General features: G+C 58.1%; 18 protein-coding genes. 4 read left to right on the top strand and 14 right to left on the bottom strand.

The genetic code is table 11. The annotated features are described in order from the left end of the window. Nucleotides 1-262: 262 nt before the first annotated feature. The 3 genes from bamA to yrfG all read left to right on the top strand — a co-directional run bounded on the left by bamA (nucleotide 263) and on the right by yrfG (nucleotide 7,275). Nucleotides 263-2,935: an outer membrane protein assembly factor BamA gene (gene bamA, locus ACXJJY_RS08025; RefSeq protein ID WP_456386812.1), complete on the top strand. Its 2,673-nt coding sequence runs from the start codon at nucleotides 263-265 to the stop codon at nucleotides 2,933-2,935. Between the two features lie 101 nt (nucleotides 2,936-3,036). Continuing rightward, the gene (mfd, locus tag ACXJJY_RS08020) at nucleotides 3,037-6,546 is read left to right on the top strand and encodes a transcription-repair coupling factor (protein ID WP_456386810.1); all 3,510 of its coding nucleotides are present in this window, start codon (nucleotides 3,037-3,039) and stop codon (nucleotides 6,544-6,546) included. 36 nt (nucleotides 6,547-6,582) lie between these two features. Then, on the top strand, nucleotides 6,583-7,275 hold the full coding sequence (yrfG, locus tag ACXJJY_RS08015) for a GMP/IMP nucleotidase (protein ID WP_456386808.1): 693 nt from the start codon (nucleotides 6,583-6,585) through the stop codon (nucleotides 7,273-7,275). 102 nt (nucleotides 7,276-7,377) lie between these two features. On the opposite strand, the gene ACXJJY_RS08010 is transcribed toward yrfG, so the two are convergent. Continuing rightward, nucleotides 7,378-8,436, bottom strand: coding sequence for a hypothetical protein (locus tag ACXJJY_RS08010; RefSeq protein WP_456386806.1), 1,059 nt, complete (start codon nucleotides 8,434-8,436; stop codon nucleotides 7,378-7,380). Nucleotides 8,437-8,651: 215 nt separating this feature from the next. On the opposite strand from ACXJJY_RS08010, the gene ACXJJY_RS08005 reads away from it, so the two are divergent. Beyond that, nucleotides 8,652-9,164: a shikimate kinase gene (locus ACXJJY_RS08005; protein ID WP_456386804.1), complete on the top strand. Its 513-nt coding sequence runs from the start codon at nucleotides 8,652-8,654 to the stop codon at nucleotides 9,162-9,164. A gap of 60 nt (nucleotides 9,165-9,224) precedes the next feature. Here the strand turns inward: ACXJJY_RS08005 and ACXJJY_RS08000 are convergent, their stop codons facing one another. The 13 genes from ACXJJY_RS08000 to ACXJJY_RS07940 all read right to left on the bottom strand — a co-directional run bounded on the left by ACXJJY_RS08000 (nucleotide 9,225) and on the right by ACXJJY_RS07940 (nucleotide 22,063). Then, the gene (locus ACXJJY_RS08000; RefSeq protein WP_456386802.1) at nucleotides 9,225-10,616 is read right to left on the bottom strand and encodes a M48 family metallopeptidase; all 1,392 of its coding nucleotides are present in this window, start codon (nucleotides 10,614-10,616) and stop codon (nucleotides 9,225-9,227) included. 207 nt (nucleotides 10,617-10,823) lie between these two features. Continuing rightward, entirely contained in the window at nucleotides 10,824-11,126 is a 303-nt protein-coding gene (locus ACXJJY_RS07995) for a PilZ domain-containing protein (protein WP_456386800.1), read from the bottom strand. A 210-nt stretch (nucleotides 11,127-11,336) separates the two neighbouring features. Next, nucleotides 11,337-12,017, bottom strand: a complete 681-nt coding sequence (locus tag ACXJJY_RS07990; RefSeq protein WP_456386798.1) for a YkgJ family cysteine cluster protein — start codon at nucleotides 12,015-12,017, stop codon at nucleotides 11,337-11,339. Continuing rightward, a complete protein-coding gene (locus tag ACXJJY_RS07985) occupies nucleotides 12,014-12,442 on the bottom strand; it encodes an MOSC domain-containing protein (RefSeq protein WP_456386796.1) in 429 nt (142 codons plus the stop codon). The genes ACXJJY_RS07990 and ACXJJY_RS07985 overlap by 4 nt, the downstream gene beginning before the upstream one ends. A gap of 81 nt (nucleotides 12,443-12,523) precedes the next feature. Further along, the gene (cysK, locus tag ACXJJY_RS07980) at nucleotides 12,524-13,435 is read right to left on the bottom strand and encodes a cysteine synthase A (protein ID WP_456386794.1); all 912 of its coding nucleotides are present in this window, start codon (nucleotides 13,433-13,435) and stop codon (nucleotides 12,524-12,526) included. Next, nucleotides 13,435-14,412 carry a serine O-acetyltransferase gene (locus ACXJJY_RS07975; RefSeq protein WP_456386792.1) on the bottom strand — a complete coding sequence of 326 codons (978 nt, stop codon included), beginning with the start codon at nucleotides 14,410-14,412 and terminating at the stop codon, nucleotides 13,435-13,437. The genes cysK and ACXJJY_RS07975 overlap by 1 nt, the downstream gene beginning before the upstream one ends. A 71-nt stretch (nucleotides 14,413-14,483) precedes the next feature. Then, nucleotides 14,484-15,086 (bottom strand): methionine biosynthesis protein MetW, encoded by a 603-nt coding sequence (metW, locus tag ACXJJY_RS07970; protein ID WP_456386790.1) that lies wholly within the window; start codon nucleotides 15,084-15,086, stop codon nucleotides 14,484-14,486. Between the two features lie 2 nt (nucleotides 15,087-15,088). Further along, the gene (metX, locus tag ACXJJY_RS07965) at nucleotides 15,089-16,240 is read right to left on the bottom strand and encodes a homoserine O-acetyltransferase MetX (protein WP_456386788.1); all 1,152 of its coding nucleotides are present in this window, start codon (nucleotides 16,238-16,240) and stop codon (nucleotides 15,089-15,091) included. A 40-nt stretch (nucleotides 16,241-16,280) separates the two neighbouring features. Next, on the bottom strand, nucleotides 16,281-17,543 hold the full coding sequence (locus tag ACXJJY_RS07960; protein ID WP_456386786.1) for an O-acetylhomoserine aminocarboxypropyltransferase/cysteine synthase family protein: 1,263 nt from the start codon (nucleotides 17,541-17,543) through the stop codon (nucleotides 16,281-16,283). Nucleotides 17,544-17,715: 172 nt separating this feature from the next. Then, nucleotides 17,716-18,483: an amino acid ABC transporter ATP-binding protein gene (locus ACXJJY_RS07955; protein ID WP_456386784.1), complete on the bottom strand. Its 768-nt coding sequence runs from the start codon at nucleotides 18,481-18,483 to the stop codon at nucleotides 17,716-17,718. Nucleotides 18,484-18,564: 81 nt separating this feature from the next. After that, the gene (locus ACXJJY_RS07950; RefSeq protein ID WP_456386782.1) at nucleotides 18,565-19,668 is read right to left on the bottom strand and encodes an amino acid ABC transporter permease; all 1,104 of its coding nucleotides are present in this window, start codon (nucleotides 19,666-19,668) and stop codon (nucleotides 18,565-18,567) included. 2 nt (nucleotides 19,669-19,670) lie between these two features. Continuing rightward, nucleotides 19,671-20,855, bottom strand: a complete 1,185-nt coding sequence (locus tag ACXJJY_RS07945) for an amino acid ABC transporter permease (protein WP_456386780.1) — start codon at nucleotides 20,853-20,855, stop codon at nucleotides 19,671-19,673. Between the two features lie 215 nt (nucleotides 20,856-21,070). Beyond that, nucleotides 21,071-22,063 (bottom strand): amino acid ABC transporter substrate-binding protein, encoded by a 993-nt coding sequence (locus ACXJJY_RS07940; RefSeq protein WP_456386872.1) that lies wholly within the window; start codon nucleotides 22,061-22,063, stop codon nucleotides 21,071-21,073. Nucleotides 22,064-22,348 lie beyond the last annotated feature (285 nt).

The following is a 22,348-nucleotide window of genomic DNA, read 5'->3' as shown; positions in this document are numbered from 1 at the left end:
AACGACGGATGCACCCGGTCGCCATGGCCGGGTAATTGATTTGCAAATTTCCAGGAACATGGCATAATGATGGCCAATTTTCCCCGGACTGCCCGGCTTATGGCTGCATGCGGTCCAGGTTGCCCGCAACCGCAACCACACGAACACCCCCTGCAGGCTCCCATATCCTGCACAACGAAAGATGAAAGATATTGTTGCCCCCTGGAGAGACGAGACTTTCAGATAAAAAACAATTCAGGTTCCCCACTGACCAGGACGCCTTATGCAGTCAACAACCAAAATTTCCTGTCTGTTTGCCAGTACCCTGGCGCTCATACTCTGCCTGCTGTCCGCCATGCCTGCGGCCATGGCCGGTTCCGCGGCTCAAAACACAACCTTTCTGCCCCTGAAGATAAACGCCCCTGATCCCGGGGCCATCGCCCCCAGGGTGGACAAAATCATGGACTTCATTCTCCGGGAGAAGGGGTTGACCATGATGCCCAGGCAGGAGGCGGAGAAGCTGGTCGACTACCGGGCCAGCTGGCCCCCTTTGCCGGCGGTACTTACCAGGGTCGCTGAAAAAACCGGACTGGACTACGTGGCAGCCGGCAGCCTGACCATGATCGGAGATCAGATCTCGGTGGACATGCAGGTCTATGACGCCCTGGCGCCACAGAACCCGCATCTCACCTACCGGGAGGGGACTTCTGCGGACATGCTGACCACGGTCCTTGAGGAAACCGTAGCCGATGTCCTGGGCTATACCAACCGCGCCTATCTCGTCGCCTCCATTGCCCCGGCCGGCAACCACCGCATCGATTCCGGGGCCATCCTCAACAAGATCTCCACCAAGCCCGGTGATTTCTACGATCCCCTCCGGCTGCGCCAGGACCTGAAAGCGGTCTTTTCCATGGGTTATTTCGACGATGTGACCATCGAGGCCCAGGACACTCCGGATGGCAAGGCCATCACCTTCCGGGTCAAGGAAAAACCGGTCATCACCAGGATCTCTTTCAAGGGTAACGACAAGGTAGAACTGGACGAAATCCGCGAGGCGTCAGGTATCCAGACCAGTACCATCTTAAATCCCAGCCGGGTCAACCAGGCCGTCAAGCGGATCAAGGGTCTCTACCGGGCCAAGGGTTTCTTCAATCCCCGGGTCACGGCCAACCTGAGCTATCCGGACAGGGACAGCGTCGAAATCACCTTCAACATCGACGAAGGAACCAAGATGAAGATCCGCAAGATCGTCTTTCAGGGCAACAAGAGCTTTGACGACGACGATCTCCAGGACGTGATCGAGACCGGCACCTGGAGCTGGCTCACATCCTGGGTCACCGAGACCGGTGTGTTGCGAATGGATGTCCTCCGGCAGGATGCGGCCCGGCTGGCCGTATTTTACCACAATCACGGTTTCATCGAGGCGAAAGTCGGAGAACCGGTGATCGAGGACAAGGATGGCTCGCTCACCATTGTCTTTCCCATCGAAGAAGGGCCCCGCTACCGGGTGGGGCTGGTGGACATCCAGGGAGACCTGGTGGAAGACAAGGACAAAATACTCTCCATGCTGAAGATACGCCGGGAAGAGTTCCTCAACCGCCAGGTCCTCCGGGACGACACCATGAGACTGACCGACCTTTTCGCGGAACATGGCTATGCCTTTGCCGAGGTCAGACCCAAGATCAACAAGTCGACCACCGGTAAACGGGTCAACATCATGTTCCAGGTTGACAAGGGCTCGCTGGTCTATTTCAACCGGGTGGAAATCCAGGGGAATACCCGGACCCGTGACAACGTCATCCGACGGGATCTCAAGGTCAGGGAAGGTGGGGTGTTCGACTCCAGGGCCATTCGCGAGTCGACCCGCAAACTGCAGCGACTCGGCTTCTTCGAAGAGGTCAAGGTCACGCCGCAGCCGACTCTGCAGGAGAACCTGATGGACGTGGTCGTTTCGGTCAAGGAGAAACCCACAGGCCAGTTTTCCATCGGTGCCGGCTACTCCTCTTCGGAATACCTGACCCTCATGGGCGAGATCTCCGAGAACAACCTGTTTGGCACCGGCAACCGACTGGCCCTGTCCGCCAACCTGAGCGGCACCACAACCAGGTACAATCTCAGCTTCACCAACCCCAGACTGTTCGACTCCCAGGTCATGGGCGGAATCGATGTCTACAACTGGAGCAAAGAGTACGACGACTACACCAAGGACTCCACCGGCTTCGGCCTGCGGCTTGGCCATCCACTGTGGAAGAAGTGGCGGATCTCGTATGGTTATTCCTTTTCTCACATTGTGCTCTCCGACATCCAGGATACAACCTCGTCGATCATCCTGCTGTCCGAGGATATCAACTATATCAGCTCGGTGCAGGTGGCCCTTGTCCGCGACACGAGGGACATGACCTTTGATACACGCTCGGGGTCCCGCAACGAGATAAGCATCAAGCATGCCGGGGTCTTTCTCGGCGGCGACGCGGAGTTTACCAAGATCCAGGGGGCCAGTTCCTGGTTCTTCCCCCTGCCCTGGGACACGGTCTTCCATGTCAAGGGTGCGGCCGGCCAGATCTTCACCGGCAACCAGGACAAACTGCCGGTCTATGAACACTTCTACCTGGGCGGCATGAACTCCATCCGCGGTTTCAAATCGAGCAAGATCAGCCCCATCGATTCGGCCACCGGAGACCGTATCGGTGGCGACAAGATGTGGTATGCCAACTTCGAGTACATCTTTCCGCTCCTTACAGACGCGGGCCTGCGCGGAGTAGCGTTCACAGACTTTGGCAATGTTTACGCCACCTGGGAGGACTGGGACGTAAGTGATTTCAAAAAAACCGCCGGCATCGGTGTGCGCTGGATGTCGCCCATGGGCCCGCTGCGCCTCGTCCTCGGCTTCAACCTCGATCCCAGGGATGACGAGGACAGCTCAGTCTGGGACTTCTCCATAGGTGGTATGTTCTAACAGCCGGAGTTCCCGCCGGCACCGGACCTGAGGCTTGAATCAACACAAATCAGGGTAGACCGTCCACGGCGGACGGACCTGCCGGACAGGATATACTGGTTGTGCTATCTATCATAGGGCTGTTGCCCGATCGGAAAAGAACCGACATCTGCGGGCTGCACGGAGGAAGTGCAGCCCTTTTTCTTGCCCGTACAGCGACCGGCCTGGACCGGAGTGTGTGCTGTATCGTCCCCTCGGATGAACAGCTTGAACCGCTGGCCCAGGATATCGGCCTCTTCACCGGGCTGCCGGTTCTGGTCTATCCCAGCTTCGAAATTCCGCCTTACACCCCGCTCGCCCCGGACCCGTCCACCGTGGCCCTGCGGCTGGCCACCCTCTACCAGCTGCAGGAACAGGCCGGACCGGTCATCATCCTGGTCTCCATCGAGGCCCTCCAGCGCCGGATCCTGCCCCCGGCGGTCCTCAATCGTTATGCCGAGCTGGTCATGGCCGGAGAAGAAACCGACCGGGACCAACTGATCGAATCCCTGACCCGGGCCGGCTATCAGATGTGCGCCATGGTTCAACATGAAGGGGACATCGCGGTGCGTGGCGGGATCGTCGACATCTATGCCCCTCCTTCCTCGCCGGAAATGAACGGCCCGGTGCGGCTCGATTTCTTCGGTGACACTATCGAATCCATCCGGGTCTTTGATCCGGTCAGCCAACGCTCCCTGTACGAACTTGAAGAGGCCGTCCTCCTGCCGGCCTCGGACATCCTGTTCCCGGGCCAGGAAGCGCAGGAAAACTGGCGCACCTTTCTTGCGGCTGCAGCCCGGGAGCTTGAATGGAATCCGGATCAGGCGGCGACGCTTTTCGAGTCCCTGAACCAGCAGATCCGTTTTCCCGGAATTGAGTTTTCACTCCCCCTGCTCTACCCGCCACCGGAAGAGGTCCAAACCGTTTTTGACTATCTGCCCGGTGATGTCATCATGGTCCAGCATGATCCGGCAGCGGTACAGGCCAAGCTGGATCTGGTCCGGGAACGGATCGAAACCAACTACGACGAGGGTAGAGCCAAGGGTCTGGCGCTGCTGCCTCCAGAACGCCTCTTTCTTGATCAGGATGATCTGAAAAAGGCCCTGGCTTGCCGGACCCTGGTCAATCTCTGCCAGCTCCCGGATCCCGACGGACCAGCCCCACCGCTTACCATATCCTGCGGCGACCACACACTGCTGCGCCAGGAAATCGACCTCCAGCGGCGCAAACGTGGTGTACTGGCGCCGCTGGCCGACAAACTGGTGACCTGGCTGGAACGGGAAGAGCGGATCTACCTGGCCTGCCGCTCGCCCCGGCAGGCGAAACATCTGGGCGAAATGCTCAAGAGTTACCAGATCCGGACCGGCAGAAACGATATCCCCCTGGACCTGCCCGGAGAAAGGAGCGGACAGGTAACCCTGGTGGAACATCCCCTGTCGTCCGGCTTTGACCTGGTGGAGGAAAGGCTCCACATCCTTTCAGCCACCGAACTTTTCGGCGAAAAACGGCTCAGACCCGGTAAACCTGGCCGGACAAGAGGAAAAGAGGCCCGGCCGGTCCAGGTGGAAGAACTGGACGTGGGCGATATCGTGGTCCACCGGGATCACGGTCTGGGAACCTTCCAGGGCCTGGTCAACATGGAATTTGCCGGTCAGCGGGGCGACTTCATGGAGATCCGTTACCGGGACGGTGACACCCTCTACGTTCCCGTGGATCGGCTCCACTGGGTGAGCCGCTACCAGGGATTACCCGACCAGCAGCCCCGGCTGGACCGGCTGGGCTCCGAACGGTGGCAGACCACCAAGAAAAAAGTGACCGACGCGGTCTGGAAGGTAGCCCAGGAGCTGCTCGAGATCTACGCCCGGCGGGCCATCCGCAAGGGACACCGGTTCTCGCCTCCGGGCGAGCTGTACCGGGAGCTGGAGGAGTCCTTTCCCTACGACGAGACACAGGGCCAGAAAAAGGCCATCGAGGAGGTTCTTGACGATTTAACCTCGGACCAGCCCATGGACCGCCTGGTCTGCGGCGACGTGGGATACGGCAAAACGGAAGTTGCGGTCCGGGCAGCCTTCAAGGTCATGGAGGACGGCTATCAGGTTGCAGTGCTGGTGCCGACCACGGTACTGGCCGAACAGCACGCAGCCACCTTCCGGGACCGGTTTGCCGGTTTTCCGGTGGAAGTTGCCTGCCTGAACCGGTTTCGCAGCGCGTCCGAACAGAAGAAAATCGTTGCCGGAATCAAAGATGGCACCATTGACCTGGTTGTGGGCACCCATCGGCTGCTCTCCAGGGACATTGTTTTCAACCGTCTGGGCCTGCTTATTGTCGACGAGGAGCACCGGTTCGGGGTCACCCACAAGGAAAAGATCAAGAAAATGCGGGCCGAAGTGGACATCCTGACCCTGACCGCCACTCCGATCCCCCGTACCCTGCAGATGTCGCTCCTGGGCATCAGGGATCTGTCAGTGATCTCCACCCCCCCGCGAAGGAGACGGGCGGTAAAAACCTTCCTCGCCCGGTACGACCAATTGGTGATCCGCGAGGCGGTCCTTCGCGAACTGCAGCGGGGCGGGCAGCTCTTCTTTGTCCACAACCGGGTGCGGACCATCGAACGGGTGGCGGAAAACATCAACGATCTGGTACCCCAGGCCCGCGTGGCCGTGGCCCACGGACAGATGCCGGGCAGCCAGCTCGAAGAGATCATGGTCCGGTTCATCAATCACGAAATCGATATCCTGGTCTGCACAACGATCATTGAATCCGGCCTCGACATCCCCAATGCCGGGACCATCATCATCAACCGGGCCGATCACCTGGGCCTGGCAGATATCTACCAGCTCCGCGGACGGGTGGGCCGCTCCAGCCGCCAGTCCTATGCCTACCTGCTGGTCCCCTCCCTGGATGCACTGACGCCGGATGCAAAAAAAAGGCTCCGGGCCCTGATGGACTGCTCGGAACTGGGCGGCGGTTTCAAGCTGGCCATGAACGACCTGCAGATCCGCGGGGGCGGCAACCTGCTCGGTGTTTCCCAATCCGGCCATATTGCCGCCGTTGGTTACGACCTCTACCTGGAGCTCCTGCAGTCCACGGTCGCTGAACTGAAGAAAAAAGCCGAGCACGGAGAGGATGCGAGCCAGGCCGACATCGACCCGGAGATCAACCTGCACCTGGCTGCCTTTCTGCCTGAAAGCTACATCGCGGACACTTCCCAGCGCTACCACATCTACCGGAGAATCTCGGCCGCCGGCAGCCAGGGACCGGACGAACTGGCCGACCTGCGCGAGGAGCTGGAAGACCGCTACGGCAACCTGCCCCGGGAGGCCGGGACCCTGCTGCAGATCATCGGTCTCAAGCACCAGTTGCGAGGGTTTGGCATCCAGAAGCTGGAACAGGGTCCCAGGGCCCTGGTCTTTTCCTTTGTCGACAACGCGCCGGTGGATCCCCGCTCCATTCTGGAGCTCATCGATTCCACAGCCAGGGAGAAAACGCCCATCCGCCTGACCCCGGATCAGCGTCTCGTTGTGCCCATCGACGAATCAACCGATATCTTTTTGAAAATTCGTGATATACTGAACTGCCTGAAGAAAAAATAAAAAATAAACAGGTGGCAACTGTGATGGACCAGGACGATGAGCAGACAGACGGAAAAGAGAAACCCGGATTTTGCCTGGAAGGACATTGACACCGTCCTCCTGGACATGGACGGGACCCTGCTGGACAAACATTTCGACGACTATTTCTGGGAACAGTACGTGCCCGAGCACTACAGCCTGATGCACGATATACCCATTGAACAGGCCAGGGAAGAACTGCTTGAGAAATACCGGAAAGTGGAAAACACCCTGGACTGGACCGATCTCAACTACTGGTCCAGGAAGCTGGAGCTGGATATACCCGAGCTCAAAATGAGGATCAATCACCTGATCGGGGTCCATCCCTACGTGATCGAGTTCCTGGAGTTCTGCCTGGGCCGGAGAAAAAATCTCTACCTGATCACCAATGCCCACTCCCGGACCCTGTCCATCAAGCTGGACAAGGCCGCCATCGGGGCCTGGTTCGACCGGATCGTCTGCGCCGAAGAGGTGGGCCTTGCCAAGGAGGATCCAAGGTTCTGGGAAAAACTCCAGGAAATGCTCGACTTTGATCCGCAACGAACCATGCTGGCCGACGATACGGAAAACGTCCTTAAATCAGCGGAAAAATACGGTATCAGGTACCTGATCTACGTCGCCCGGCCCAGCTCCCGCAAACCGGTCCAGTATTCAGACCATTTTCCCTCCATCGAATTCTTCAAGGAACTTATCTCGCCCGCAAAGGACTGAGCCTCCAGTCCGGTTCACCACCCCCAAAAAAAGAAGCCGCAACCACAGGTGAAGCGGTCGCGGCTTTGCCGTGTAACCGTTTTTTTCCCGTCCCGGCCGGTTTCAGGCGCTGCGACGGCGCTGGCGGATGTAGTCCTTGGTCAGGGAAGGGTGCTCACTGATTATCCTGCCCGCCTCGGGGCCCATTTCCTGGCCGATAAACTCCATGACCTGGGAATAGGTCATATCCTTCTTCAGGGTGGAGCCCACCAGCTCGGCGAGTTTCACCCGGTCGGCGGGATCATCAAAGTAGCTGAACAGCCGGTGCTCCTCTTCTCCACCATCCCGGGAACCGGGCCCGTCACTTCCTGCGGCCGGACCGGACTCGACCCGGGTGGCGATCACCCGGACCTCCGCCATGGCCTGGTCAAGTCCCTTGCGGATGGCAACGACCTCTTCCTGCAGGGCAACGACCTGGTCTTTCACATCCTCCCGGCTCTCCAGGGCCTCCAGCCGCGAGGACAGGTCGCCCAGCAGGGCGTCGGGTGACAACGCCTGAACCTGATCCATGACCTTTTTCATCTCGGTCTCCAGCCGGGCAATGGTCTGATCCAGCCTGGCCAGGGTCTCTTCCGAACCGGACACGGTTGCGGCCAGCTCCTCGACCTGGCCGGCATCGGCCTTTTGCTCTGCGTTCTCTTCCATGTCGCGAAGCCTCGAAACCAGTGACTGGAGCGAGTTTTCCAGGGCAACCTGGGCCTTGCGCAGCTCCTGCGCAGTACGGTTCAGACCACTGGACAGCTCTGTTTTCAACTCCTGACCAAAGGTCCCAAGACGGGCCTCCAGCTCTGCGGCCCGATCCGGTCTGAGGCGCCTGATGCAGGGCTCAAGCCAGCGGGCAACGGTCTCGACCAGCGCTTCATACATGCGCCGGGCACCATCGCGGTTGACCAGGGCCACCGCGCCGAGAAATATGCCGATCAGTACCGCCAGGCAGATAAACAGACTCAGGGCCAGACCAACGGCAAGCTGAACAGCGCGAAACAGAAACACAATGATATTGCCCAGGGAACTCCAGACACTTCCCTCGGCAGAGGTGCTGGTGAAATAGGCCAGGAGGGCAAAAATGCCCAGAACCACCCCCGCCTTGATCAACGGGGCCCGCAAGGTATTATTTTTCATGGTTCCATCCTCCAGATGGGCGATTGTGCAGAAACAGGTGAAAATAAATTAGTGCCAACTTGCCGCAGACACAGTATAACTTCATCATATCAATGAAGAATATATCCTTTTTTTGTAGTGTATTTACGGGCAGAGGGCAAGAGAATTTTCACCCTGTCCTCCGAACCACCACGATGTGCCAGACCCATGACAGCCCCCGGCGAAGGTCTCTACAGATGTCCTGTATCCACTCCAATATCATTCTCATCGGCATGGCCGGAGCCGGCAAGTCGACGGTGGGCCGCCTGCTTGCCGAACGCACCGGACGACCATACCTCGACACCGACGACCTGATCAGCGCCGCCGGTAACGGCTCCCTGCAGGAGATCCTTGACCGGGATGGACTGACGTCGTTCAAGGCCCTGGAGGAGCGTGTCCTGCTGAATCTCTCCTGCCGGGACCATGTCATCGCCACAGGCGGCAGCGTGATCTATTCCCGTAAGGGCATGGCTCATCTCAAAAAAATCGGCTGGCTCGTTTTCCTGGATGTGGACCTTGAAGAACTGGAAAAACGGGTCCAGAACCAGGACAGCCGGGGCCTGATCAATCCCTCGGGGATCAGCTTTGACGCCCTCTACCGTGAACGGTTGCCCCTTTACAACACGTTCTGCGACCTGCGGATCAGGGCCACCGACCTCTCTGCTGAAGAAATATGTGACATCATCGCCGACCTCGGTTTCGCCCCGTAGAGCAGACAGATATCGCCGTACTCCCGATGGAACAGGCGCAGGCAGAGGTTTGCAAGCTTCTCAATCATCTGCGCAGCCACAGCTTTCCTCCCCGGCCAGACACCAGCGGCACAGATCTGGCCGCCTGCTGTTTTCCAGCCTGTCGCTCAAGGTTATTCTTCTGTCGCACAGACAACAGCGGCCAAAATCCAGGATCGACACCTCCGGGTCGCCTGTGTCCTGGATCCGGACAAGCGCCCGGATCCGCTCAGACAGAGGGGGATGGCTGTAATGGAGCCAGACATCGAGGGGATGGGGATCAGGGTTGGTCAGGTTGGCCTGAGCAAGTTTCTTAAGGCCGCTGATCAGTTCCACCGCCAGTCCGGTGGTCCGGACAGCGAAGGCATCGGCCTCAAACTCATATTCCCTCGCCACCCGATTGAACAGCACCGAGAACAGGGTCGAGATGGGCGCATAGAGAAAGCCAAAAAAAACCAGACTGGCATAGACCGAGACGTATTCCATGCCAAAAGCCGCAAACAGCCCCTGATTGCCGATGAAAATGGAAAGAATGGCGAACATGATGCCGGTCTGGACCATGGAAGCGAGCATCATTTTCGGAATGTGCCGGAGCTTGTAATGACCCATCTCGTGGGCGAGCACCGCCAGGATCTCCCCTGGTTGAAGCTTGTCCAGGAGCGTATCGTAAAAGACAATGCGCCGGAAACGGCCAAAACCGGTAAAAAAGGCGTTCAACCTGGAAGAGCGCCGGGAGCCGTCCATGGTATAGACCCCCTGGAGGGAAAAATTCTGCTGCCGGGCATAGATTTCGATAACCTCTTTCAGGCCGCCTTCCGGCAGGGGGGTGAAACGGTTGAAAAGCGGCATGATAACCACCGGGGCAAGCCACTGCACGACAAGGACAAAGATGATCAACAGGAGCCAGCAGTACAGCCAGGCAAAGGAACCGGTCGATTCGAAGAACCACAGCACTCCGGCCAACAACGGCCCGCCGAGCATGAGCGCCAGGAATATGGTTTTCAGCAGGTCGAGGACAAAAGTCCGTACCGTGATCCGGTTCAGACCGAACCGTTCCTCGATGACAAAGGTGGCATAGATGGTAAATGGCAGGTTGAGAAGCCCGGAAAACAGGAGCAAAAGACCTGTGAACACGAGCCCGGTAGGGATAGGGCCAAGCTCCAGGGACCGGGCGGCCAGGTCGACCAGGTTGAATCCCCCGGTCAGGATAAATCCAAGCAGCAGCGCCGTGGCGACACTGTTTTGCAGGAGGGTAAAACGGGTGGTGGTCCTGATATATTCGCGGCTCTTCTGCAACCGCTCAGGATTCCACAGGTCACAAATCTCGGACGGCAGCTTCCGATCCAGGCGATCAAGCGTACCCAGGGCGACGAGAACATCCAGCAGGTAGTCAAGCAGGAGAACGGATACGACAAAAATCAGCCAGGGATTCATGTACCCTCACTGCGGAAGATCAGCATGGGCAGAATCATATTTTTGCTCTGTTCAAGCCACATCAACCCATGACAGATGCCAGAGGAGAGCTGCCGGTCCCCGGTTACCTGCTGGAGGCGAAGACAGGCGGAGGAAGGAGACAGGACACCCCCTGTCAACAACCAACCATAATGATGATCAGGGGGTCGTCAACCGCCTGGAAAAGGTCTAGTGGATGTACGTCAGTCCCACCTGGTGGTTTTCACTATCTTCCCAGACCACCCGGCAACGGAATTCGCTGCGGCACTCCCTGGAGTTTTTCTCCCGCGAAGAAGGAATGGAAGAAAACTCAAGCTCACTGCCCACTGGCAGAGATTCACCGCCGGTCACCAGTAACCGGACGCCGTTGCGCCCGGCATCGAGTATTTCGGCAAGATGCCAGTCGTCTTCGCTGGAACTTCGGGCCACCCGCATGTTGATCGGGTAGTAGAGCTGATACCGGTAACTGCTTCGCCTATCCTGTACAGACATAGCCAACCTCCTTTTCCCGCTCATACCTGATTCACGTTTCCCGGAAGGGACTGCGAACACCGTGCCAGAGAAATCATTGCCCTCAACAATAACGCAGTTTCAGTATTTTTCAATACAAAACATCAGCGTGCCAGCAGTTTGGACCAGAGCCGGCCCCTGCCTGACAAAATAATGACACCGGGAGAGGCAACAGGGTTGAACATTCCCTGTTCAGGGTCCTTCATAGTGAAGCACGACCCCCTGTCCACTTTCCCGAACCTGGATCCCCAGGGGTTTGAGAAGCTGGAACAGCGGTCGCCCGAAGTAGAAGAGTTCCAGTGCCACCGACAGCCGGTGCTCCCGGACCGCACGGTCGCGAAGCATCAGGTCGAGCTGCACCTGGCGGGAAAGGGCGTGCAGCCGGGCTTCCCTGCTGGCAGGATCCTTAAGCAGGTCGGACAGGCAGGACAGATCCGGACAGGGAACCTGGGATTCATGGAGCCGGACAAGGGTCAACAGGGGATCGTCGTCAGCGATACAGGCAAACCGGTTCAGAAGGTCACGGCCTGCGATATCGAGCAGAGGCCCCGGCTCCCAGCATTCGAGAATACGGCAGGCAAGTGGCCGATGGTCATAGATCGCGCAGCCGGAGTTCTCCCGGTCAAAAAAACAGCAGCGCCAGGAACCGTCGCGCCCCTGGACCTTGAGGAACTCGGCCTGGACCGGCTCCGGACAGGTGCCAAGCGGTGCAAGGGCAAGTTCTCCCCGCCGGACCGTCACCAGTTGCCCGGGGTGCAGCCTGCCCGATTCGAGCAGGGCCAGATCTTCGGTGTGCAGAGCCGGTCCGCCCTGCTCGCAGCAGGATCCGCAGCGCAGGCAACCGGTCTGCGGCGAACGGTTCTCAGGATTCACACGACTTCCAGGGTATCGCCCGTGCGCAGGATACCAGGTACGATTACTTTGGCAAAAATACCCTCCCTCGGCATGATGCAGTCGCCCACCTGCTGGAAGATGGCACAGCCCTTATGACATTTCTTGCCGATCTGGGTCACCTCGAGCAAAACCTCGCCGGCCCGAAGCCGGGTGCCCACCGGCAGTCTGGCCAGGTCAATACCCTCGGTGGTGATATTCTCGGCAAAAGCACCAGGTTCCAGCTCCAGCCCCTTGGCCCGCATAAAGTCAATGGACTCCTGAGCCAGCAGGCTTACCTGCCGGTGCCATTTGCCGGCATGGGCGTCACCCTCGATACCATGATCCACCCGAAGCTCCACCTCCTCGACCGGCTCCTTGTTCACCCCTTTCTTACTGCTGATATTAAGCGAAACAATCTTTCCCATCAGTCCTTCCTGTTTCCTGTTTTTAAATACCGCCGCCCGCCGCGAGCCAATTTTTCCAGGGATTCCCGAATGCCTGGCATGTTATTCCATCAGGTCGGTGCTCAGGTAACGCTCCCCGGTATCAGGAAGCACCACCACAAACCGCTTGCCTTCAAACTCTTTGCGTTCAGCAAGACGCAGGGCCGCGGCCATTGCCGCTCCGGAAGATATACCACAAAGAATTCCTTCTGTCCTGGCAAGCTTTCGCGCCATATCCAGGGCCTCTTCGCCGGTCACCTGCACCACCTCGTCAATGAGGTTTGTATCGAGGATCTCGGGAATAAATCCGGCCCCGATACCCTGGATTTTGTGGGGCCCGGGCCTGCCACCCGACAAGACCGGAGAATCGGCCGGTTCCACAGCCACTGCATAAAGCGGTGCCAGCTCCTTGATCCTTCCGGATACGCCGGTGATGGTACCGCCGGTGCCGACCCCGGCGACAAAAACATCGAGCCGCCCGCCGCACTGGCCCCAGATCTCTTCGGCGGTACGCTGACGATGAATCGCGGGATTGGCAGGGTTTGTGAATTGGTTGGGCATCCAGGCGTCTTCGAGTTCGCAGGTCAGCTCCTCGGCCCGCCGGATGGCCCCTTTCATGCCCTGATCACCCGGGGTCAAAACAAGTTCTGCCCCGAGGTGGACCAGCAGCTTGCGCCTCTCCATGCTCATGGTCTCCGGCATGGTCAGCACCAGCCGGTAACCCCGGGAGGCACAGACAAAGGCCAGACCGATGCCGGTATTACCGGACGTTGGTTCAACCACAGTGGTGGACGGCCCGAGAAGACCTTCCCTTTCAGCAGCCTCGATCATGGCCACGGCGATCCGGTCCTTGACCGAACCCAGGGGATTGCGAGACTCCATCTTGGCCAGGATATCCACCCGGTCGCACATCCGGCGCAGGTGGATAAGGGGGGTCCGGCCGACCGAGCCGGCCTGAGAATCAAAAACCTGCATCACCTCTCCTCCCTTTGCTTGGTGCCATTCCCCAGGTAGACCAGTTCGGCTGGTTTGAGAACAACCTTGGTATCCGGCCCGACAGACTCGGTCAGCCACACGTTGCCGCCGACTATGGAGCGGGCACCGATGACCGTGTCCCCTCCGAGAATAATGGCATTGGCGTAAATAATCACATCGTCTTCGATGGTGGGATGGCGTTTCTTATCGCGCAGTTTTTTGCCCGCATCCCTTGGCAGGGACAAGGCCCCCAGGGTAACCCCCTGGTAAAGCCGCACCCGGTTGCCGATCTCGGTTGTAGCGCCGATGACCACTCCGGCCCCGTGATCGATAAAAAAGGAGTCTCCGATCCGGGCCCCAGGATTGATATCAATGGCTGTGCGATGATAGGCGTACTCGCTCATGATCCGTGGAATAATGGGCACCTCCAGCTCCACCAGCCGGTGAGCCAGCCGATAGACAAAAGTAGCGAACAGACCGGGATAGGAAAAGATCACCTCATCGGCGTTGGCGGCCGCCGGATCTCCGGCAAGGGTGGCCTCGATGTCGGATTCGAGCTGTTCACGAATCCTGGGCAGAGAGCGAATGAAATCCAGGGCGATCCGGTAGCTGCGCTCGCCGCAACGGGAACAGACCTGATCATGGCGCAGACAGTCGTGGCGGATGGCGCAACTCACCTGGCGGGCCAGGTTCTCGTAAAACAGGCTCATCTCCTGGCCAATGTGATATTCCAGGCTGGCCGGGCTGAGGATATCCGGAGAGAAAAAACCGGGAAAAAGGATCCGCTGGGCCTGATTGATGATGGAGATCACCTCATCCCGGGACGGAATCGGCACCGGCTCGATATGGCTGGACCAGCGGCCCTCGAGAAAACCCTGCGCCAGTTCGCTGACAATTCCCGGCACCTCGCTGAAATACCCTTCCGCCGGCTGGACTTCAGTATTGCACTCGCCGGTGATTATTTCCTGTTTTCCCATAAGTGGTTCACCTGAAACACGTTCCTGCCACGTATCCGGGCAGATTCTTTCTTGTTGGAAACATGACCATGTCAAAGGGGCCGCTCCAGCATCATTATGCCATAGGTCGCCCGCAGGTTGGTCCAGTATGAAACGATATTACCCGCCCGGTCATGGTGGTGGGTGTTGATGGCCGCCTCCCTGGCCAGCCGCACACCGGTCACCCTGAGGAACCGCTTGAAATCACGGATAGTTATAACCCGGATATTTGGCGTGTCGTACCATTCGTAGGGCAGTTGATCGGTCACCGGGGCCTGGCCCTTGAACAAAAGCTGCAACCTGGAACGGTAATACCCGAAATTCGGGAAACTGACAATCACCCGGTCACCGATCCGGAGCAGGTCACGGATGAGATTTTTGGGGTCCATCACCTGTTGAAGGGTCTGACTGAGGATCACCACATCGAAGCTGGATTCGGGGTAATCATGGACCTCGTCACGAAAGTCTCCCTGGAGCACCGAGAGTCCCTTCTCGATGCAGCGGCTGACCTTCTCCTCATCCTGTTCGATGCCGGTTCCCCGTACCTGTTTTGTTCTCTGCAGGTGAAGCAGAAGATCACCGCAGCCGCAGCCAAGGTCGAGCACCCTTGCCTCTGGTTCGATCCAGGAGGCTATGATCTGCAGATCAAAACGCATTCTCAACCTGCCTCAAGTTCCCGGTCCACCCTGTCAAGAAACCGGTTGACCAGGGTATAGAGCCTCTCGGAGGGCATAAGGAACGCATCATGGCCCCAGCGGGATTCAATCTCGCAGAAACTGACGTCACAGCCGTTCTTTTTCAGGGCCGAGACAATGGCCCGGGACTGGTAGGTGGGGTAGAGCCAGTCCGAAGAGAAGGAGAGAACGAGAAAGCGGATATGTCGCAGCCGGTCGTCCACCAGGCTGGAGCCGTCCCCGGATTCCAGGTCGAAATAATCCGCCGCCTTGGTGATGTAAAGCAGGGCATTGGCATCGAACCGGTCGACAAACTTGGCTCCCTGGTGATGGAGGTAACTCTCCACCTGGAAATCCACCCCGAAATCAAAAGAAAGAGAGCTGCGGTTCTGCAGCCGGCGGCCGAACTTCTCGCGCATGGACTCGTCCGAGAGATAGGTCACATGACCGATCATCCGGGCCACGGCCAGGCCGTGCCTGGGCCCGGGACCATCATAGTACTGGCCACCCTTCCACTCAGGATCCGACATAATGGCCTGGCGGGCCACCTCGTTGAAGGCAATCGCCTGGGCCGAGTGACGGGTGGTGGTGGCCAGGGCAATGGCAGAACCAACCATCTCGGGATACTCCACGCACCAGCGCAGCACCTGCATTCCGCCCACTGAGCCGCCGATAAGAGCCATGATCCGACTGATTCCCAGGTGCTCGATGAGCTGGCGCTGGGCCCGGACCATATCGCGGATAGTGACCATGGGAAAATCGAGCCCGTATCTCCTGCCGGTGGCCGGGTTGATCGAGGCCGGGCCAGTGGACCCCATACAGGAACCGAGAATATTGGAGCAAATGACAAACCAGCGGTTGGTATCAATGGGCTTGCCGGGCCCCACCATGCCGTCCCACCATCCCGGCCTGGCATTGTCATCAGGGTAGTAACCGGCTACATGCGAGTCCCCGGTACAGGCGTGCAGGACCAGGATGGCATTGGACCGGTCCCGATTGAGCTTGCCCAGGGTCTCGTAGGCGAGCGTAATGGGACCGAGGCGGGTCCCGGAGTCAAGAATCATCTCACCCGGAGGTTCGGCAAAGGTGAAATACTTCTTTTCCACCAGTAACGGAACATCCGGTGTTCTTTTCACACGTGCTGTCATGACCCCAGACATCTCAACATATCAGTCGTCACAGGCTGGCCAGGGCCTGCTCCAGGTCAGCGACGATATCATCCACATCTTCGATTCCCACCGAGAGCCGCAGCAGATCCGAACTGATACCGATATCTTCCCGTTCCTGGTCAGGGAACGAGATGTACTGGCTTGAGGCCGGGTGGATGACCAGGGTCTTGCAGTCACCCAGATTGGCAAGATGGTAGACCAGCTTGAGATTGTCAATGAACCGGAAACAGGTCTCCTGGTCTTTGAGCCCAAAGGACAGCAAACCGCCGTATCCCTTGCCCTTGAACAAATTCTGGGCCGTGGCATGACTGGGATGTTCCGGCAGGCCGGGATAGCGGATCCACCTGACCCTGGGGTGCGCCTGGAGATAGCGGGCCACCTCCCGGGTATTTGCCATGTGCCGTTCCATGCGCAGGGCCAGGGTATCGAGTCCGATCATGGCCAGGTAGGCGTGCAGGGGTGCAGCCGTGGTCCCGAAGTTGATATGGTGCTCACGCCATATCTTGTCCAGCAGGGCCAGTTCACCCTTGCGCTCGACAAAGGGCGCAAAGTCAGGAAACCGCTCGGAACCGAGCCAGTCAAAGGTGCCGCCGTCGATCACCACCCCGCCCACGGCGTTGCCGTGGCCGGAAAGATACTTGGTGGTGGAATGGATCACCACATCGGCGCCATGTTCCAGGGGTCGGCAGAGCCAGGGGGTGGCGAGGGTGGAGTCCACCACCAGCGGCAGGCCATGGCGGTGAGCCAGGTCGGCGGCTGCCCGCAGATCCGGCACTTCCATGCCCGGGTTGGTGATGGTTTCCAGGTAGAGAAACCTGGTCCGATCGGTGATCGCCTCCTCCATTGCCGCAAGATCCAGCGGATCGACCAGGCGGCAACGGATATCATACTTGGCAAAAACCCGCTTGAAGAGCAGGTAGGTGGACATGAACAGAGAACGACTGGCGACAAACTCGTCTCCGGACCGCAGCAGAGCCATACAGGTGTTGGTGATCGCTGCCATCCCAGACGACATGAAAACCGCGCCACGACCGTTTTCCAGGGATGCCAGCTTTTTCTCCAGTACGGAGTTGGTGGGGTTGGTCAGGCGCATGTAGATGTGATCCCTTTGCCTGCCGGCAAAGGTTTCACTCAGGCTCTCGGCGGTTTGATGACGATGCGAAGCCGACTGGCAGATGGGCGGCAGAGTCGCTCCGTCCCAGTCTTCCGGCAGAATACACTCATGGATCACTCGCGTTTCAAACTTCAGATCCGCATTTCTCTCGTTCACGACGGCCTCCTGTCTGGATTGTTTCCTGGTGCGATTCTATACCACCATGTAGCACACAGAGACCGAATTGCAAGCCTTTTTCCATCGTTCCCATCCACAACGGCACCCCGTAGTGCCTGATGAACCATGACGGCTGTCCGGGCAACAGGATAAGAGATCCGCGGACCCGACCTTACAGGATCTGACTCAGGAAGAGCCTGGTTCGGTCGGACTGGGGATTGGTAAAAAAGGATTCCGGGTCATTTTCCTCTATAATCTCGCCGGAGTCCATGAAGATGACCCGGTCGGCCACGGTTTTGGCAAAGCCCATCTCATGGGTGACGCAGAGCATGGTCATCCCCTCGTTGGCCAGGTCCACCATGACATCGAGTACCTCTTTGATCATCTCCGGATCCAGGGCCGAGGTGGGCTCGTCGAAAAGCATGATCTTGGGGCTCATGCACAGTGACCTGGCAATGGCCACCCGCTGCTGCTGGCCACCGGAAAGCTGGCCCGGATACTTGTTGGCCTGATCGGGAATCTTGACTCTCTCAAGAAACTTCATGGCAACCTCTTCCGCTTCCCGGCGCGGCTTTTTCAAAACCCAGATCGGCGCCAGGCAGCAGTTTTCCAATACCGTCAGGTGCGGAAAAAGGTTGAACTGCTGGAATACCATCCCGATATCCCTGCGGATTTTCTCAATATGCTTGAGATCATCGTTCAACTCGATTCCGTCAATGAAGATATCACCCTTCTGGTGCTCTTCCAGCCGGTTGAGGCAGCGGATCAGGGTGGACTTCCCGCAACCGGAAGGGCCACAGATGATAATCCGTTCACCCCGTTTGACGGTCAGGTTGATATCCTTGAGGACATGGAAATCACCATACCACTTATGCATGTTGCGTATCAGGATCGCGATCTCTTCCTTGCCCGTTTCGCGCTGCACTGCCTGATCTGTCATAATTCTCTACCGTAATGTTTCGTCTCTGGCCGCGGAACGAGCTGACGGCTGGTCCGCTTCCTTGATCCATCTCTGTATTGGTTAACGCCGTTCGTGTCCAGTGTGCAATTTCCTCTCCAGGTACTGGCTGTACCGGGACATGGAAAAGCAGAATATCCAGAAAATGAGCCCGGCAAAGACATATCCTTCCACGGAAAATCCCAGCCATTTCGGATCGGCAAAGGCGGACTGAACAATGGCCAGCAGGTCGAAAAGGCCGATGATGAGCACCAGGGTAGTGTCCTTGAACAGGGCAATGAAGGTGTTGACAATACCGGGAATAACCGTCTTCAGCGCCTGGGGCAGGATAATGAGCAGCATGGCCTGCCAGTAGGAAAGCCCCAGAGCGTCGGCGGCCTCGTACTGTCCCTTGGGCATGGCCTGCAGGCCGCCGCGGATGACCTCAGCCATGTAGGCGGACTGGAAGAAGATAATGCCGATGAGCGCCCGGACCAGCTTGTCCACATGCATGCCCTCGGGCATGAAGATGGGCAGCATCACCGATGACATGAACAGCACGGTGATCAGCGGAACCCCCCGCCACAGCTCGATGAACACGATGCAGACCGACTTGGCCACCGGCATGGAGGATTGCCGGCCAAGGGCCAGGATAATGCCGAAAGGCAGAGCAAAGAACATACCGATGGTGGCGATGATGAGCGTCAGCATCAGGCCGCCCCATTTATGGGTCTCCACCACCGGCAGTCCCAGGCCACCGTAAAACAGGATATAGGCTATTACCGGATAGATCAGGATGGTGAACAGCCCGACCCAGCCCTTTTTCGGCGCCCGCTCGATGAGCAGCCAGGCCAGCAGAAAGGCAAGCAGGCCAAAGGCAAGAAGCGGGCGCCAGTACTCGGAGGACGGATAGAACCCGAACATGAACTGGTGAAAGCGGACCTTGATGAAGACCCAGCAGGCCCCTCCCTTGACACAGGCGTCACGGGTTGTGCCAGCCCAGTTGGCGTCCAGAAAGGCCCAGTTGATGACCGGCGGTATCGCCCGGTAGAGGATATATATCCCTACCAGGGTAAAAAAGGTGTTGGGCACGGAAGAAAAGAGATTTTTCCGGAGCCAGCCCATGATCCCCACCGAAGATGCCGGAGGTGGAAGATCAGGATGTGGAGTATGAACCTTGACACTCATGATTACCGTTCCTTCAACATGCTCCGTTTGTTATACCAGTTCATGAACAGCGAGATCAGAAGACTCAGACTGAGGTAGACCGACATGGTCATGGCAATGACCTCCAGGGCCTGCCCGGTCTGATTGAGCGTGGTCCCGGCGAACACTGAAACCAGGTCCGGATAGCCGATGGCCGTGGCCAGGGACGAGTTCTTGGTCAGGTTCAGATACTGACTGGTCAGCTGGGGAATGATCACCCGCATGGCCTGGGGGATGATCACCAGCCTGAGGGTCTTGCCCGGCCGCAGACCAAGCGCATAGGCCGCCTCGGTCTGCCCGTGGCTGACCGACTGGATACCGGAGCGGACAATCTCGGCGATAAAGGTGGCGGTGTAGATGGTCAGGGCGGTGAGCAGAGCGGACAGCTCGGGGATCACCGCGATACCGCCGCGGAAATTGAAACCCTTAAGCTCCGGATACTCCCAGTGCAGTGGCTTGCCGGTGAGAAAAAAGGCCAGGGTCGGCAAAACGAGGAAAGCGGCGAGCGAAGTCAGGAAGACCGGGAACTGTTCCCCGGTGGCCTCCTGGCGCCTGGTGGCCCACCGCTTCACTATGATGGTGGCAATGACACAGAAAACAAAGGCACCGGTAACCCAGCCGAACCCGTCTTCAAAAATCGGCCGGGGAAGGAACACCCCGCGGATATTGAGGAACACCCCGGTACCGATGTGGAGGCTCTGCCGCGGTGCGGGCAGGGCCCGGAGCACGGCAAAATACCAGAAAAAGATCTGCAGCAGCAGGGGAATATTACGAAAGATCTCGATATAGACCGCCGCCATCCGGGAGATCAACCAGTTGGGCGACAGCCTGGCCACGCCGACTATGAAACCAAGAATGGTGGCAAAGACAATACCGAGCCCGGAAACCAAAACAGTGTTGAGCAGGCCGACCAGGAAGGTCCGGCCATAGGTGTAGGACTCATCATACGGGATAAGGTGCATGATGATGCCAAAACCCGCCTTCTGGTTCAGAAAACCAAAACCCGTGGCAATACCCCGCTGTTCAAGGTTGTGCACGGTGTTGCGGCCGATATAGACGAAAAAGGCGATGACAGCGGCTGCCAGCAGGACCTGGAAAACCAGGGCCCGGTTCTGGGCGCTGTTCCACCACGAAGTCGATTTGGGTCGAGTCTGTGTCACGGGTGTCATGTTACTCAGGTTCGTTTACCTGCCGAGCCGGTAAAAAACTCTCCTCAACGCAGATAAACCGGCATGGATGGGCCAGATTGTATGTCCCCGGTCACAACCAGTTATAAAAATCCTGTACAAACAACACGTGGATCGGGTTGAGGGACGAAACCCAACAAAACAAGGAGCGCCCGGAGAAGAGCGCTCCTTTTGCTGTCAATCAGGGGAGGTGATCCTTAGCGGATCGGCGGGGCGTACATGATGCCGCCCCTGGACCACAGGGCGTTGAGGCCCCGGGCAATCTTGAGCGGTGAACCGGCGCCCACGTTGCGATCGAACATCTCGCCATAGTTACCCACCTGCTTGATAATCTGGTAGGCCCAGTCATCGTTCAGCCCCAGGAAAGAACCCTTGACGCCACCGGTGCCCAGCAGACGCTGTACAGCCGGGTTGCTGGAGTTCTTCATGGTGTCGACATTCTTGCTCGTCACCCCCATTTCCTCGGCATTGATCATGGCGAACAGAGACCACTTGACAATGTTGAACCAGCCGTCATCACCCTGTCGGACAACCGGTCCCAGGGGCTCCTTGGAAATGATCTCGGGCAGGACCACGGCATCATCCGGGTTGGCCAGCTTGATGCGCAGGCCATAGAGCTGGGACTGATCGGAAGTAAGCACGTCGCAGCGCCCGGCCTCAAAGCCCTTGACGGTCTGGTCGGAGGTGTCGAAGACCACGGCCTGGTATTCCATGTTGTGCTGGCGGAAATAGTCGGCCAGGTTCAGCTCGGTGGTGGTACCGGCCTGGATGCAGACAGCGGCTCCGTTGAGTTCCCTGGCACTCTTGACACCAAGCTTTTTGGAAACCATGAACCCCTGACCATCGTAGTAGTCGGTACCGGCAAAGTTCAGGCCCAGCGAGGTGTCGCGGGTGTAGGTCCAGGTGGTGTTCCGGGAAAGGATATCGATCTCGCCGGACTGCAGGGCGGTGAAACGTTCCTTGGCGGTCAGGGGAACGAATTTGACCTTGGTCGCATCCCCAAGCACTGCGGCGGCAACAGCCCGGCACATATCCACGTCCAGGCCGGTCCAGTTGCCTTTTTCATCCGGATTGGAAAATCCGGGCAGGCCGGTGGATACACCGCACTGCAGGTAGCCGCGCTTCAGAACCTCATCCTTGGTGGATGCCATGGCCAGCGAAGCGGAAATCATCAAAAAAACTGCCACCATGATCAAAGATAATTTTTTCATGCTGCACTCCTTTGTTTACGTTTTTGTATAGTCCGTGCGGCCCGCCAGCCCACGGCGGACAAACGTGTTACAGGAAAGATTACATATCAAAGCTTCCATCAAATGTCCACACCCGATTACACCCTCGAACTGAATATTCCAAACACCCGGCATCCGACTGCCCGGTGTCATTCTTCTTTCCCTGAAATTCAAGCCGAGCTTGCAATTTCCCCCTTCTGCTTTATAAACACTGAATTGAGCTGTTTTCATTGTACCCAAAAAAAG

The sequence above is a fragment of the Desulfolithobacter sp. genome (genome assembly GCF_054025815.1).
The sequence above is the reverse complement of the archived record's forward strand: the minus strand, read 5'-3'. Positions and strand labels throughout refer to the sequence as shown.

Coding starts and splice junctions, on each gene's coding strand:
- ACXJJY_RS07950 (WP_456386782.1), bottom strand. CDS start 19,668: ATGAGTGTCAAGGTTCATACTCCACATCCTGATCTTCCACCTCCGGCA.
- ACXJJY_RS07985 (WP_456386796.1), bottom strand. CDS start 12,442: ATGGGAAAGATTGTTTCGCTTAATATCAGCAGTAAGAAAGGGGTGAAC.
- ACXJJY_RS08005 (WP_456386804.1), top strand. CDS start 8,652: ATGTCCTGTATCCACTCCAATATCATTCTCATCGGCATGGCCGGAGCC.
- ACXJJY_RS07975 (WP_456386792.1), bottom strand. CDS start 14,412: ATGGGAAAACAGGAAATAATCACCGGCGAGTGCAATACTGAAGTCCAG.
- ACXJJY_RS08010 (WP_456386806.1), bottom strand. CDS start 8,436: ATGAAAAATAATACCTTGCGGGCCCCGTTGATCAAGGCGGGGGTGGTT.
- ACXJJY_RS08000 (WP_456386802.1), bottom strand. CDS start 10,616: ATGAATCCCTGGCTGATTTTTGTCGTATCCGTTCTCCTGCTTGACTAC.
- cysK (WP_456386794.1), bottom strand. CDS start 13,435: ATGCAGGTTTTTGATTCTCAGGCCGGCTCGGTCGGCCGGACCCCCCTT.
- yrfG (WP_456386808.1), top strand. CDS start 6,583: ATGAGCAGACAGACGGAAAAGAGAAACCCGGATTTTGCCTGGAAGGAC.
- ACXJJY_RS07955 (WP_456386784.1), bottom strand. CDS start 18,483: ATGACAGATCAGGCAGTGCAGCGCGAAACGGGCAAGGAAGAGATCGCG.
- metW (WP_456386790.1), bottom strand. CDS start 15,086: ATGCGTTTTGATCTGCAGATCATAGCCTCCTGGATCGAACCAGAGGCA.
- ACXJJY_RS07995 (WP_456386800.1), bottom strand. CDS start 11,126: ATGTCTGTACAGGATAGGCGAAGCAGTTACCGGTATCAGCTCTACTAC.
- ACXJJY_RS07940 (WP_456386872.1), bottom strand. CDS start 22,063: ATGGTGGCAGTTTTTTTGATGATTTCCGCTTCGCTGGCCATGGCATCC.
- ACXJJY_RS07945 (WP_456386780.1), bottom strand. CDS start 20,855: ATGACACCCGTGACACAGACTCGACCCAAATCGACTTCGTGGTGGAAC.
- bamA (WP_456386812.1), top strand. CDS start 263: ATGCAGTCAACAACCAAAATTTCCTGTCTGTTTGCCAGTACCCTGGCG.